Here is a 12,660-nt window from a genome sequence, read left to right on the forward strand (position 1 = left end):
TATGTCGTCAAACCGGATTCATTAAGGAATTCATGCATCTTTAATGATGGATTTAGATAAATTTAAAAAGGTAAACGATCAATTTGGCCACGAAGAAGGAAATCGTATGCTTGAAAAGACCGTTTCGATTATAAAAAGCATTATCCCGGAAGATTCATACGAATTTCGGTTTGGCGGGGATGAATCTGGCGTCTCGGTTATGAACCGATCCGTACAAGAGGCGCGTACATTGGCAGAAGAACTCGTGAAAAAAAGCGCGGCATTTCAAAATGGTCGAGTAAATGGAATCTGCCTGTCAGCTGGTCTTGTGGATACGAAAGAAGTGCCGGTTGATAAGCTTATGAGAGAAGCAGGCCGTTTATTATACCGTTCAAAAAACAAAGGCCACTGATTCAAATTTCACGATGGATTTATCCATTTAAAGAAGAAATTCTATGCCTATTAGTATCATGACCAAGCAAATGAGACAAAAAATTTACCAGTTTGAGCAAAAATGAAAAGCGGGAATAGAATAGAAAGAATAGGAATACGAGGAGGGATATAAGATGCCAGTGAAAAATGAAATTGCTTCAAAAGCCCACGAAGCAAAACCATGGATTCGACGGTTCGGCCGATTTGGCCATATGGCAAAAGGGACTGTTTATGCGCTAGTTGGCATTTTTGCAATGCTCGCAGCGGCCGGAATGGGCGGGGGAACGACAGGAACGAGCGGCGCGCTGTCAACCGTTGCACATGAACCGTTCGGTAACTTGCTGCTCTGGCTGATTAGCATTGGATTGATCGGGTATGTGGTATGGCAGCTGCTAAAATCAATCAAAGATGTTGAACATAATGGCTCAGATGCAAAAGGAATTGTAAAGAGAGTTGGTTATTTAGTCAGTGCCGTTATTTATGGAAGTTTAGCGTTGACAGCTTTCAAACTTGCTATGCAAACAGGCGGTGGCGGCAGCTCCGAAAAAACCATATCAGCGAAACTGCTTGCCCAGCCATTCGGACAATGGATTGTCGGGCTGATTGGACTGATTATTATCATTTATGGACTGATTGAATTATATCGAGGTTTCAAAGAAAAATTCATGAAATACTTTAAAACGCATGAAATGAAGAATAAAGAAGTCCGTCTTGCACGGAATGCTGGAAAAGCGGGGTTGATGGCGCGCGGAGTTGTTCTTGCAATGACCGGATTTTTCTTTATTCAGACGGCAATCACGGCGAATCCAGATGAAACGAAAGGGTTTGGAGGCGCACTCGCAGAACTCGCCTCTCAGCCGTTCGGACAGTTTTTGCTTGGTCTTGTCGCAGCGGGACTTATTTTATATGGCGTATACGAAGTTGTTCGCGGGCGCTATCAGCGGATGGACTTTGGCAGAAGGTAAAGCACCCACTAACGGGTGCTTTTTTCTTTGAGAAGAAATCTCAATGTGCTACATTTGATCTATTAACATTCGGAGGTGCCTGATGCTTTTTATTGATAATAAAGGAATTACAGATCCGCGGCTGAACCTTGCAATTGAAGAGTATGCGGTTAAGCATTTAGATATCGAGGAGTCTTATTTGCTTTTTTATATTAATGAGCCATCGATTATTATCGGCAAAAATCAAAATACAATTGAAGAAATAAATATTGATTACGTGGAAGACAATCATATTCATATTGTTCGAAGATTGTCAGGCGGCGGGGCTGTGTATCATGATCTTGGCAATTTAAACTTCAGTTTTATTACAAAAGACGACGGAGACAGCTTTCATAATTTCCGTAAATTCACCGAACCAGTTGTGGAGGCGCTGAACAAACTCGGGTTAAATGCGGAGTTAAGCGGACGCAATGATCTGACAGCGAACGGATTTAAAATTTCCGGAAACGCTCAATTTTCAACAAAAGGGCGAATGTTTACACATGGTACGCTTTTATTCGATACCAATATGGATGAAGTTGTTTCAGCTCTTAAAGTACGCAAAGACAAGATTGAATCGAAAGGCATTAAATCGATTCGAAGCCGCGTCGCAAATATTTCGGATTTGATTAATTCAAAAATGACGATTGAGGAATTTCGCCTATTTGTGCTGCAAAATATTTTTGGCGGTGAATCGAAAATCGAAGAATATGTACTGACTGAAGCAGATTGGGCAGCGATTCATCAAATATCGAAAGAACGGTATCAAAACTGGGAATGGAATTATGGCAAATCGCCAGCCTTTAATGTTGAGCGCTCTCATCGTTTTCCAGTCGGGCTCATTGATATCCGTCTTGATGTGAAAAAAGGAAAAATCGAAAAAACACGTATTTTCGGTGATTTTTTCGGTGCGGGTGATGTACATGAGGTCGAAAAAGCGCTGATCGGCGTTAATCACGAAAAAGAGGCAATCCGCCGGTCACTGGACTCATTAAATATGCAGTACTATTTTGGAAATGTAACGCTGGATGACATCGTTGAACTAATTTATTAAGACTAAAAAGCGCCGGGATAAAAAAACCGGCGCTTTTTGGTGTTAATATGTGAAATAGGAAAGCAGCCCGTCGCGAATACCAGCTGCAGCCTTTGCTTGATACGCAGCTGAAACGATGGATGATTCCTCGTTTGGGTTTGTTAAATAACCGAGTTCTAATAAAATAGCTGGCCGGTGATTTTCACGAAGAACAAAATAGTCCCCTGTTTTTATTCCCCGGTTAGAAGACGATAACGTCCCATATAATCCTTGATTAACGGAACGGGCCAGCTGTTTGTGCCCGGAATGATAATAATAGGTGGTGAAGCCGGCTGCTTTTTGGCTGTGCGCCCCATCATAGTGAAGACTGATAAAAGCATCCGCACCGTGCTGTTGTGCATCTTCTGTCCGCGCAGGAAGCGGGACAAACTGGTCATCAGACCGCGTTAAAATAACTGTAGCACCGCTTCTTGTTAACTCATCAGAAAGCCTCTTAGCTGTTTGAAGCGTCACGTTCTTTTCGATCGTGCCGAGGGAACCGGATGTCCCTCCGTCAACGCCGCCATGGCCGGGATCAAGAACAATGACTTTGCCTTGCAGAGTGGATGCAACAGCTTTTGCAGAAGAAACCACCCAGTCTGCTACATAGGCTTCATTTCCACTTGCGAGACGGATTTTAATCCAGTCGCCACTGCGGCCGACGATCGGGTAACGCTCTCCAACAGACCCTTTAACAACTACAGCGGACGAAGTAGAAGGGCCGCTCCGCAAATTAGTTCCCTCTGTTTGTATATGGACAAATTGATTGGATGAAGCCGGCCGTTCGTTTTTACCTGTGCGAATATATTGCCCGCTCACCCAGGCCGTTTCGTTTCCATAGGCTATACGAATCCAGCCATTTTGAGAAGAAAGAATGTCAATGCGTTCACCCATACTTATTTGTCCAAGCACAGAAGCCGTAAGTGATGGTGATTCCCGCACGTTAACGCGATCCCCTGTAATCGTGCCTGTTTGTGAATGAGCAAAAGCCTGGTGTTCTTGTACTCCCATTACAACAAAGCTCATTAAAAAGATAAATAAAATGCCCAATCTTTTATTTTCCATAATCCACCGCCTATTTGATAATTTCACTTTCATTGTATCATTTGGAAGAAACGGCCACATCCGCAAAAATAATGATTAATTTTGTAAGAAAATCGATCGGAATAAAAGGGAAATTCCCCTAATTATTTTTGATTTTCAAAGAATTTGTTGGAAAACGTGCTTTGAAGTAAAACAAAATCCATGAAATTAGCCCGAATTTTAAAATGATTCTAAATTAATTGTTTTGTCCCTCTGAAAAAGTGGTACGTAATGTAAGAATGAGTTTTAACTTAATTATTAAAGAGGGGGCTGCCACATGGCAATTAATGAAAACAGCAAGGATAAACAGCTTGACGAGTTTCGTGTAAAGGATCAAGGGGAAAAAATGACTACTAACCAAGGACTTCGTGTATCAGAAGATGAGCACTCTTTAAAAGCAGGAGAACGCGGACCTACGCTAATGGAAGATTTTCATTTCCGTGAAAAGATGACCCATTTTGACCACGAACGTATCCCGGAACGAATCGTCCATGCACGTGGTTATGCGGCGCATGGTTATTTTGAAGTATATGAATCAATGAAAGAATATACAAAAGCAGGCTTCCTGCAGGACCCTTCTAAAAAAACACCTGTATTTGTCCGTTACTCAACGGTGGCTGGTTCTCGCGGATCAGGTGATACAGTACGCGACGTACGCGGCTTTTCGACGAAATTTTACACAGAAGAAGGAAATTATGACCTTGTAGGAAATAACATTCCCGTCTTTTTTATTCAAGATGCCATTAAGTTTCCTGATTTGATTCATGCAGTGAAACCAGAGCCACATAATGAAATGCCTCAGGCGGCTAGTGCACATGATACGTTTTGGGACTTTGTTGCCAATAACCAGGAATCCGCTCATATGATTATGTGGCACCTGTCCGATCGCGCGATTCCGCGTAGCTACCGGATGATGGAAGGCTTTGGTGTACACACATTCCGCTTTGTGAATGAGCAAGGGAAAGCACGCTTTGTTAAGTTCCATTGGAAGCCGGTGCTGGGCATTAAATCGCTCGTTTGGGATGAAGCACAGAAAATCGCCGGGAAAGATCCGGATTTCCACCGCCGCGATTTGTGGGAGTCAATTGAGATGGGCGACTATCCTGAATTTGAGTTTGGCGTACAGATGATTGACGAGGAAGATGAATTTAAATTCGACTTTGATCTCCTGGATCCGACAAAAGTGTGGCCGGAAGAAGATGTACCGGTTAAAATAATTGGGAAAATGACGTTAAATCGTAATGTGGATAATGTATTTGCCGAAACAGAACAAGTCGCCTTCCATCCGGGCCACGTTGTACCGGGGATCGATTTCACAAACGATCCACTTCTGCAAGGAAGACTTTTCTCTTATACAGATACGCAGCTGATCCGCCTTGGCGGTCCGAACTTCCATGAGCTGCCGATTAATCGTCCGGTTTGTCCGTTCTTTAACAACCAGCGGGATGGGTATGGACGTCAAACAATCAATGTCGGACAAGTGAGCTACCATAAAAACTCGCTGGCTCAAAATACTCCGGCACCGGCGACGGAAGAAGACGGCGGATACGTTCATTATCAGGAAAAAGTAGAAGGGCGTAAAGTGGCCCGCCGCAGTGACAGCTTTAAAGACCACTTCTCTCAAGCAACCATGTTTTGGAACAGCATGACAGACGTGGAAAAAGAACATATTATTGAAGCATTTAGCTTTGAGCTTGGTAAAGTAAACAGCAAAGACGTTCGTCAGCAAGTCGTGAATATGTTTGCGAATGTAAATGTAGAATTGGCAAAAACAGTGGCGGAAGCGATTGGTGTACAGGCGCCAACGGACGTACCAGAATCAACGGTGACAAAATCCTCTGACGCATTAAGCCAGGAAAAAAATCCGGTAAAAGGTGTGGCGACACGTAAAATTGCAGTGCTCGCGGGTGAAGGATTCTCAGGAAAAGAAATGACAGAAATTTATAAAGCCTTTGAAAAAGCGGGCACCCGTCCTGAAGTCGTGAGTACGAAGCAGGGAACGCTGAAAGGCGACGACGGAGCAGAGCTTGAAGTGGATCATACATTTTTGACTGCGGATTCCGTTTTGTTTGACGGTGTGTACGCAGCAGGCGGGTTAGCCGCTGATCCGAAAGCGAAAAAGCAGGCAAAAGCCTTTTTGACAGAAGCGTACGAGCATTTTAAAACGGTTGGTGCAACAGATGACGGCGTTGATTTAATCGCAAATCTTCCTGCAGATCAAGGCGTTGTCTCGGAAGCATCCCCTTCAAAAGAATATGCAGATACGTTTTTAACTGCATTGGCCGAGCATCGTCATTGGAATCGACAAGTGTAAAGAAGTGAAGAGCATCAGTGGCAACACTGGTGCTTTTTCTTTTTTCAAAAATCATTTTTACTGTGATTATTCATATTATGGTATACTCAAAATGTATTGTTATAGAACAAGGGGGGGAGAAAAGATGAGCGTTCAATTTAGCCAGGAGATGGCCGCACTGCCGGAAGATGCTAATTTACGCGATTACAAGAAAGCGGTTACAGAGGCGGATTGGGGAAAAGTATCAGAGCATTTTACTTGGTTCAAAACAGGCAAAGTGAACATGGTCCATGAAGCGATTGACCGTCATGTGGAAGAAGGAAAAGCAGACAAAATCGCTCTTTACTTTACAGACGGAAAACGCGATGAGCAGTATACATATGAAGAAATGAAAGTGAATTCGTGCAAATTTGCCAATGGCTTAAAACATATTGGCATTGAAAAAGGGGATCGCGTCTTTATTTTTATGCCGCGCAGCCCAGAGCTCTACTTTGCGATGCTCGGCATTATCCGAATTGGCGCAATTAGCGGGCCATTATTCGAAGCGTTTATGGAAGAAGCCGTGAAAGACCGTTTAGAAGACAGCGGTGCAAAAGCAGTCGTAACGACACCTGAGCTGCTGGAGCGCATTCCGTTTCACGACTTGCCGGATCTTGAAAAAGTGATTGTTGTTGGTGGACAAGAAACAGATGAAGAACACATCATCTCATTTGACAAACTGATGAGTCACTCAGATGAGTATGTCATCGAATGGGTGGATCGTGAAGATGGGATGGTCATCCATTATACATCTGGCTCAACCGGTAAGCCAAAAGGGGTATTGCAAGTGCATGATGCGATGGTGCATCAATATTTGGCCGGCAAGTGGACGTATGATTTGCATGAAAATGATGTGTACTGGTGCACTGCCGATCCAGGCTGGGTAACAGGGACGTCTGCCGGCATGTGGTCCCCGTGGCTGAATGGTGTGACGAATGTACTTCGCGGCGGCCGCTTCCGGGCAGAAGAGTGGTTTGAAACGCTGGAAAAATACAGGGTAACTGTCTGGTTTAGTGCACCGACTGCGTTTCGCCTGTTAATGGCATCCGGCAACGAGCTGCCAAAACAATATGACCTGTCAAAATTGCGTCATCTTTTATCAGCAGGCGAACCGCTTAACCCGGAGGTCATTCGCTGGGGAGCAGAAGCATTAAACATGCGCATTCACGATAACTGGTGGATGACCGAAACCGGTTCATCGGTTTGTGCCAATTTCCGCTGTAACGTCATGCGTCCCGGCTCAATGGGCAAACCGCTTCCCGGCATTGAAATGTCGATTATTTCGGATCAAGGTGATGAGCTGCCGCCAAACCGGATGGGCAACTTAGCGATTAAACCGACGTGGCCGGCCATGATGCGGAAAATTTGGAACAATGATGACAAATATGAAAGCTACTTTTTAAACGGCTGGTTTGTGACCGGTGACTCTGCTTATAAAGACGAGGATGGCTTTTTCTGGTTTGAAGGACGCGTCGATGACGTCATTAACACGTCAGGAGAACGAGTTGGGCCGTTTGAAGTGGAAAGTAAATTGGTGGAGCATCCGGCAGTTGCGGAAGCTGGTGTAATCGGAGTTCCAGATCCGGTCCGTGGAGAAGTGATCAAAGCTTTTATTACATTGAGACCGGGCTATGAAGAAAGCAAGGAGCTGCTTGAAGAGATTCGCCAGCACGTAAAAACAAAGCTTGCTGCTCATGCGGCGCCAAAAATGGTTGAAGTACGCGATTCGATACCGAAAACGAGATCCGGCAAAATCATGCGCCGCGTATTAAAAGCATGGGAGCTCGGACTGCCCACAGGTGATCTGTCCACAATGGAAGAGTAAATAGAAAAGAGAATCCTGCTTGAGCGGGATTCTCTTTTTTATACGCAAAAACAGGACCGTTAACATGGCCGCCCTTTAATTTACAAGGTTTTGGCTTGTTTGGGCAGAAGCTGTATCCACCTTTACCTGCTCATCTAAATTATAGGGATGATAATATCCTTTTTCAATCATATACCTGCTGATGCTTTCATGGGTTGAAATGGCCGCCATCAGCTGCTCACGCAAGGCCGACCGCAATTCGGGCGTTGCGGCTTCTGTGAGTGCAAATGCCGTAGTCTTCACGCCGGATTTGGCAGAAATCAAAAAGTCGGATGCAATAACCTGATCCGTCAAGCCGCCCATCCCTGCCATGTTTTTAAATAAATCATTCATTGGTTTGTTTCCCCTCCTGGTAAAAATTGCTTCAGCTGCTGAAGGTGCTGCTGGCCTGATTGTGCATCTGCATCCAGCAGTGCTTTTAATTCCGGATCCTGTGCCAGCGTACTCATTGTGTAAGATTTTGCCGTACATGTGTTTTTAAAAACGACTAATTCATGCACCTCTAATGATTCATGCTGTCCTAAACTGTTTTCCACGTTTATCACCCTTCCAGTTATTCATATACGCTTCTTATTGTGGCTTTTTGCTTTCTGCTTATTCAACAATCAGCTAATTTCGGTTTTATGAATAAAACGGGAAAACAAAAGGAAAAATGAATAGTGTGACTAACTATGGGGGTGATGAACATGGACCAGAAAGGGCTGGCTTTTCATGAAACAATGGAGCTGCATGAAATGGTGAACTTTAAAACCATCTGTATGCTGAAATCAAAATTGATGCAGGGTGTCTGCTTTGACAGTGATTTAAAAGCGATGATGGAAAAAGATGCACAGCAATCGATTCATCAGATGAATGAATTATTAGAGCTTTATAAAGGAGCCAGAACATTTTAATTTTTGGAGGTGGAAAATGTGAACGATTATTTAGATCCGATTAATTCAGTGGGAATGCCTGAACTTGCTGATTCCGCCATTGCGCTTGAATTTTTGCTGTCTGTTAAAAATGGGGTAAGGAACTGTGCCGTTGCGTTAACGGAATCAGCTACCCCGGAAGTCCGATCCGTGCTTATAAAACATCTGGAGCAGGGTATTGATCTTCACGGCGAGGTAACCGAGTTAATGCTGCACAAAGGCTGGCTTCATCCATATGACGTGGACAAACAGGTTCAAATGGATATTAAGTCCGCCGAAACAGCCGTGGATATTGCCCGGCTGCCGCTCTTCCCGAACAACACAAATCGAAAAGGGTTGTTTCCAACCCCGCCAAAATAAACATAACCATCGTGGAGGAGGCTCAACAAATGAAAGCTGTCACATTTCAAGGCGTAAAAGAAGTTGTTGTAAAAGAAGTAAAAGCGCCCACTATTCAAAAACCGGATGATATTATCGTCAAGCCTACATTAACGGCAATCTGCGGTTCTGATTTGCATTTGATTCACGGCATGATCCCGAATCTTCAAGAGGATTATATTATCGGACATGAACCGATGGGAGTCGTAGAGGAAGTAGGCCCGGCTGTCACAAAGGTGAAAAAAGGGGACCGTGTGATTATTCCATTTAATATTAGCTGTGGGGAATGCTGGTTCTGTAAGCATGAGCTTGAAAGCCAATGCGACAATTCCAACGACAACGGCGACATGGGTGCTTATTTTGGATATACCGGCACGACAGGAGGATATCCCGGCGGGCAAGCAGAATATATGCGCGTACCATATGGGAATTTTACACCGTTTAAAATCCCGGAAGACAGTGAGGTCGAGGATGAGAAGCTCGTTCTGCTTGCGGATGCCGCTTCAACCGCACACTGGAGTGTTGACAATGCCGGTGTAAAAGCAGGCGACACAGTCATTATCCTAGGCTGTGGACCGGTGGGATTGCTTGCCCAAAAATTTGCCTGGTTAAAAGGGGCAAAACGCGTGATTGCGGTCGATTATGTCGGTTACCGCCTTGAACATGCGAAGAGAACAAACAAAGTGGAAATTGTAAACTTTGAAGATGAACAAAATATTGGCAATCATTTGAAAGAAATGACAAGCGGCGGAGCAGATGTGGTTATTGACTGCGTTGGAATGAGCGGGAAAATGACGCCAATTGAATTTCTCGCCACCGGAATGAAACTTCATGGCGGCGCTATGGGCGGTCTTATTATCGCCAGCCAGGCTGTTCGTAAAGGCGGTACCGTTCAAGTAACCGGTGTATATGGCGGTGCATACAATGGATTTCCAATGGGGGATATCTTCCAGCGGAATGTTAATGTTCGAACAGGCCAGGCGCCGGTTATCCACCGCATGCCTCATTTGTATCAGCTGATCGCGGAAGGAAAAGTAGATCCGAGCGATGTAGTCACGCATATTTTACCGCTTGATGAAGCAAAAAAGGGCTATGAAATGTTCGACACAAGAACACATGACTGCATAAAAGTTGTGCTGAAACCATAAAAACAAAAAGAAGCGCCTTATAGGGCCGCTTCTTTTTTGTATCCATCAACAACAAGATCCAGTTTGCCCGTTGAAGGGTTAATAACAAGCCCGTGTACCGGGATAGAATCCACCATTAATGGATGGGACTTTACCATTTCTACGCTGTGCTGGACACTTTCTTCTACGCTGTTAAAGCCACTCAGCCATTTGTCTACATCAATTCCGGCGTGACGAAGTGTGTCTACTACTTCCTGCTGAATGCCTCGTTCCTTCATCGCATCGATCATCACATCGCTTGAAAGAGATCCCATGCCGCAATCGTGATGGCCGACAATTAATATTTCATCCGCTCGCAGCTGATACACCGCAACGAGAAGGCTGCGCATAATCGATCCGAATGGATGATTGACGATCGCGCCGGCATTGCGGACAATTTTCACGTCCCCGTTTTTGAAGTTCATTGCTTCCGTTACAAGCTCGACTAAGCGTGTATCCATACACGTTAAAATAACTACACGTTTGTCCGGGAATTTATCTGTCGCAAATTTTTCGAATTCCTTATTTTCTACAAACGTTTCATTAAACGATAAAATATCAGTCAGTAATGTCACTATTCTCTCTCCTTTCAGTTCTCACTTATTATTTTGAAGGATTTTATGTTTTTTTGTCAAACTATTTTCACGGCATCGGCAATACTTTTTCTTAAGCCCCCGATTGGAACAAAGCGCGCCACGCGGAATAATTCCTTGCCTTTTGCAAAGAAAAGTACAGCGGGCACGGAAAAAACAGTCAATTGGCCGGCAATGTCCGGCGCTATTCCCGTATTTGCATAAACAGATGTCACACTGGGAAACTCCTGCATAAGCGCTTTAACCTGCGGCAGCAGGGCATGACAAACGGAACAGCCAGGGCTTGAAACATAAAGCAACACCGCTTCGCTGGATGAAAGAACGTCTGAAAATTCCGTATATGAAGTTACGTGCTGCATTCGTACCACTCCTTTTTCTCATTGTAAACTGTCTCTGCTATAATGAAAAAGAATATGATTTATAAGGAGGCTCCGGCATGGCTGGACGAAAAGAAGAGGAACTGAAAGACATTACGCTGCTCGGCAATCAAGGCACAAAATACGTATTTAACTACGACCCATCCGTCCTGGAGACGTTTGACAATAAACATCAAAACCGCGACTATTTCGTAAAATTCAACTGTCCGGAATTCACGTCGCTTTGCCCGATGACCGGCCAGCCAGACTTTGCGACCATTTACATCAGCTACATCCCGGATGTGATAATGGTCGAAAGCAAATCGCTGAAACTATACTTATTTAGTTTCCGCAATCATGGCGACTTTCATGAGGACTGTATGAACATTATCATGAATGACCTCATTGAATTGATGGACCCACGCTACATTGAAGTATGGGGCAAATTCACGCCGCGTGGCGGTATTTCCATCGATCCGTACACGAACTACGGCAAGCCGGGTACGAAATATGAGGAAATGGCGGACTTCCGCATGATGAATCATGATTTGTATCCGGAGAAAATTGATAACCGGTAAGGGCAGGAAAATAAGCGTGGTCACACGAAATTCGCTGAAATGTGACCACGAAAACAGCCTTTTTTCTAAAAATGTGACCAAATGTGTGACCAACAGAAGTTTAAAATAAAGTGATGTGACCACGCATTATACGTAAAAAAAGGTATCTCCAAATAGAGATACCTTTTTTTATTTTAATTTGTTAAGCAATATTAGTTTGTCATTTTTTAAATTGGAGCACCTTTTAAAATTTTGTCGGAAAATGCTTTTTTATTTTTAAATACATTTACTTAAATACTCAGTAATATAGAAGGTAAAGAAATTATAAAAAAGGAGGGAAGAAACCATGGGTTTTTGGTTGGTCATATCAATTCTTATTTTAGTTATCAATAGCGGGTTTTGGGGCAGTATCTTTATTTTAGCGTTCATGGCTACAATAGTTTTTTTGATTCAAGGGATTATCTTTTTTAAATTAAAAAATGGAAATGCAAAGAAATTATTTAAAGTATCGGGTGTTACTTTTTCGATTTTTATAATAAGCCTTATTTTTGTGATAGCTTTTGATAGTAATACTGCAACACCAACGCCTTCGACTACTGCTTACAATCAAAAAGAAGCTGAAAAAGCCAAAGAAGAAACTGAAGAAGCCAAAAAAGAAGCCGAAGAACAAGCTAGAATAGCAGCAGAAGAGAAGGCCAAGCAAGAAGCAGAAGAAAAGGCCAAAAAAGAAGCCGAAGAACAAGCTAGAGTAGCAGCAGAAGAGAAGGCCAAGCAAGAAGCCGAAGAACAAGCTAGAATAGCAGCGGAAGAGAAGGCCAAGCAAGAAGCGGGAACGATGTCACAGCAACAAGCGGTAAAAAAGGCTGAAGATTATATAGATCACACTGCATTTTCAAGAAGCGGCTTAATCGAGCAGTTAGTGTTTGAAGGTTTTAGCAATAGTGATGCCAGTTA

General features: G+C 43.7%; 15 protein-coding genes. 10 read left to right on the forward strand and 5 right to left on the reverse strand.

What is annotated here, in order from left to right:
- Positions 1–43: 43 nt before the first annotated feature.
- The 3 genes from VQ00_RS06935 (at position 44) to lplA (ending at position 2,448) form a co-directional block, all read left to right on the forward strand.
- On the forward strand, positions 44–391 hold the full coding sequence (locus tag VQ00_RS06935) for a GGDEF domain-containing protein (RefSeq protein ID WP_046179423.1): 348 nt from the start codon (positions 44–46) through the stop codon (positions 389–391).
- Between the two features lie 154 nt (positions 392–545).
- Positions 546–1,376 carry a DUF1206 domain-containing protein gene (locus VQ00_RS06940; RefSeq protein ID WP_046179424.1) on the forward strand — a complete coding sequence of 277 codons (831 nt, stop codon included), beginning with the start codon at positions 546–548 and terminating at the stop codon, positions 1,374–1,376.
- Positions 1,377–1,458: 82 nt separating this feature from the next.
- On the forward strand, positions 1,459–2,448 hold the full coding sequence (lplA, locus tag VQ00_RS06945) for a lipoate--protein ligase (RefSeq protein WP_046179425.1): 990 nt from the start codon (positions 1,459–1,461) through the stop codon (positions 2,446–2,448).
- A gap of 42 nt (positions 2,449–2,490) precedes the next feature.
- Here the strand turns inward: lplA and VQ00_RS06950 are convergent, their stop codons facing one another.
- The gene (locus tag VQ00_RS06950) at positions 2,491–3,531 is read right to left on the reverse strand and encodes an N-acetylmuramoyl-L-alanine amidase family protein (RefSeq protein ID WP_052728396.1); all 1,041 of its coding nucleotides are present in this window, start codon (positions 3,529–3,531) and stop codon (positions 2,491–2,493) included.
- Between the two features lie 295 nt (positions 3,532–3,826).
- Between VQ00_RS06950 and VQ00_RS06955 the strand changes: the two genes are divergently transcribed.
- Both VQ00_RS06955 and acsA read left to right on the forward strand, forming a co-directional pair.
- Positions 3,827–5,863 carry a catalase gene (locus VQ00_RS06955; RefSeq protein WP_046179426.1) on the forward strand — a complete coding sequence of 679 codons (2,037 nt, stop codon included), beginning with the start codon at positions 3,827–3,829 and terminating at the stop codon, positions 5,861–5,863.
- A 124-nt stretch (positions 5,864–5,987) separates the two neighbouring features.
- Positions 5,988–7,706 (forward strand): acetate--CoA ligase, encoded by a 1,719-nt coding sequence (gene acsA / locus VQ00_RS06960; protein WP_046179427.1) that lies wholly within the window; start codon positions 5,988–5,990, stop codon positions 7,704–7,706.
- Positions 7,707–7,781: 75 nt separating this feature from the next.
- Here the strand turns inward: acsA and VQ00_RS06965 are convergent, their stop codons facing one another.
- Together VQ00_RS06965 and VQ00_RS06970 are read right to left on the reverse strand one after the other, a co-directional pair.
- A complete protein-coding gene (locus VQ00_RS06965) occupies positions 7,782–8,078 on the reverse strand; it encodes a spore coat protein (protein WP_046179428.1) in 297 nt (98 codons plus the stop codon).
- The gene (locus VQ00_RS06970; RefSeq protein WP_046179429.1) at positions 8,075–8,281 is read right to left on the reverse strand and encodes a hypothetical protein; all 207 of its coding nucleotides are present in this window, start codon (positions 8,279–8,281) and stop codon (positions 8,075–8,077) included. The genes VQ00_RS06965 and VQ00_RS06970 overlap by 4 nt, the downstream gene beginning before the upstream one ends.
- Positions 8,282–8,431: 150 nt before the next feature.
- Here VQ00_RS06970 and VQ00_RS06975 point away from each other — a divergent pair, with 150 nt between their 5' ends.
- Genes VQ00_RS06975 through VQ00_RS06985 form a run of 3 tightly spaced genes read left to right on the forward strand, consistent with a single transcriptional unit; the run spans position 8,432 to position 10,182 of the window.
- On the forward strand, positions 8,432–8,638 hold the full coding sequence (locus VQ00_RS06975; RefSeq protein ID WP_046179430.1) for a hypothetical protein: 207 nt from the start codon (positions 8,432–8,434) through the stop codon (positions 8,636–8,638).
- A gap of 18 nt (positions 8,639–8,656) precedes the next feature.
- Positions 8,657–9,016: a spore coat protein gene (locus VQ00_RS06980; RefSeq protein ID WP_046179431.1), complete on the forward strand. Its 360-nt coding sequence runs from the start codon at positions 8,657–8,659 to the stop codon at positions 9,014–9,016.
- Between the two features lie 29 nt (positions 9,017–9,045).
- Positions 9,046–10,182 (forward strand): alcohol dehydrogenase catalytic domain-containing protein, encoded by a 1,137-nt coding sequence (locus VQ00_RS06985; protein ID WP_046179432.1) that lies wholly within the window; start codon positions 9,046–9,048, stop codon positions 10,180–10,182.
- Between the two features lie 17 nt (positions 10,183–10,199).
- Here VQ00_RS06985 and VQ00_RS06990 read toward each other — a convergent pair whose 3' ends face one another.
- Together VQ00_RS06990 and VQ00_RS06995 are read right to left on the reverse strand one after the other, a co-directional pair.
- Positions 10,200–10,775 carry a beta-class carbonic anhydrase gene (locus tag VQ00_RS06990; protein WP_046179433.1) on the reverse strand — a complete coding sequence of 192 codons (576 nt, stop codon included), beginning with the start codon at positions 10,773–10,775 and terminating at the stop codon, positions 10,200–10,202.
- Between the two features lie 56 nt (positions 10,776–10,831).
- Positions 10,832–11,152 carry a thioredoxin family protein gene (locus VQ00_RS06995; RefSeq protein ID WP_046179434.1) on the reverse strand — a complete coding sequence of 107 codons (321 nt, stop codon included), beginning with the start codon at positions 11,150–11,152 and terminating at the stop codon, positions 10,832–10,834.
- A 77-nt stretch (positions 11,153–11,229) separates the two neighbouring features.
- On the opposite strand from VQ00_RS06995, the gene queF reads away from it, so the two are divergent.
- Both queF and VQ00_RS07005 read left to right on the forward strand, forming a co-directional pair.
- A complete protein-coding gene (queF, locus tag VQ00_RS07000) occupies positions 11,230–11,727 on the forward strand; it encodes a preQ(1) synthase (protein WP_046179435.1) in 498 nt (165 codons plus the stop codon).
- Between the two features lie 325 nt (positions 11,728–12,052).
- A partial coding sequence (locus tag VQ00_RS07005; RefSeq protein ID WP_052728397.1) for an Ltp family lipoprotein occupies positions 12,053–12,660 on the forward strand: 608 nt, incomplete at its 3' end.

It is taken from the genome of Domibacillus tundrae, assembly GCF_000970675.1.
Classification (GTDB): Bacteria; Bacillota; Bacilli; order Bacillales; family Domibacillaceae; genus Domibacillus; species Domibacillus tundrae.

Bases quoted from the DNA above. Each gene is read 5' to 3' on its own strand.
- VQ00_RS06965 (WP_046179428.1), bottom strand. From the start codon at position 8,078: ATGAATGATTTATTTAAAAACATGGCAGGGATGGGCGGCTTGACGGAT.
- acsA (WP_046179427.1), top strand. From the start codon at position 5,988: ATGAGCGTTCAATTTAGCCAGGAGATGGCCGCACTGCCGGAAGATGCT.
- VQ00_RS06935 (WP_046179423.1), top strand. From the start codon at position 44: ATGATGGATTTAGATAAATTTAAAAAGGTAAACGATCAATTTGGCCAC.
- VQ00_RS06985 (WP_046179432.1), top strand. From the start codon at position 9,046: ATGAAAGCTGTCACATTTCAAGGCGTAAAAGAAGTTGTTGTAAAAGAA.
- VQ00_RS06995 (WP_046179434.1), bottom strand. From the start codon at position 11,152: ATGCAGCACGTAACTTCATATACGGAATTTTCAGACGTTCTTTCATCC.
- lplA (WP_046179425.1), top strand. From the start codon at position 1,459: ATGCTTTTTATTGATAATAAAGGAATTACAGATCCGCGGCTGAACCTT.
- VQ00_RS06950 (WP_052728396.1), bottom strand. From the start codon at position 3,531: ATGGAAAATAAAAGATTGGGCATTTTATTTATCTTTTTAATGAGCTTT.
- queF (WP_046179435.1), top strand. From the start codon at position 11,230: ATGGCTGGACGAAAAGAAGAGGAACTGAAAGACATTACGCTGCTCGGC.
- VQ00_RS06940 (WP_046179424.1), top strand. From the start codon at position 546: ATGCCAGTGAAAAATGAAATTGCTTCAAAAGCCCACGAAGCAAAACCA.
- VQ00_RS06955 (WP_046179426.1), top strand. From the start codon at position 3,827: ATGGCAATTAATGAAAACAGCAAGGATAAACAGCTTGACGAGTTTCGT.
- VQ00_RS06975 (WP_046179430.1), top strand. From the start codon at position 8,432: ATGGACCAGAAAGGGCTGGCTTTTCATGAAACAATGGAGCTGCATGAA.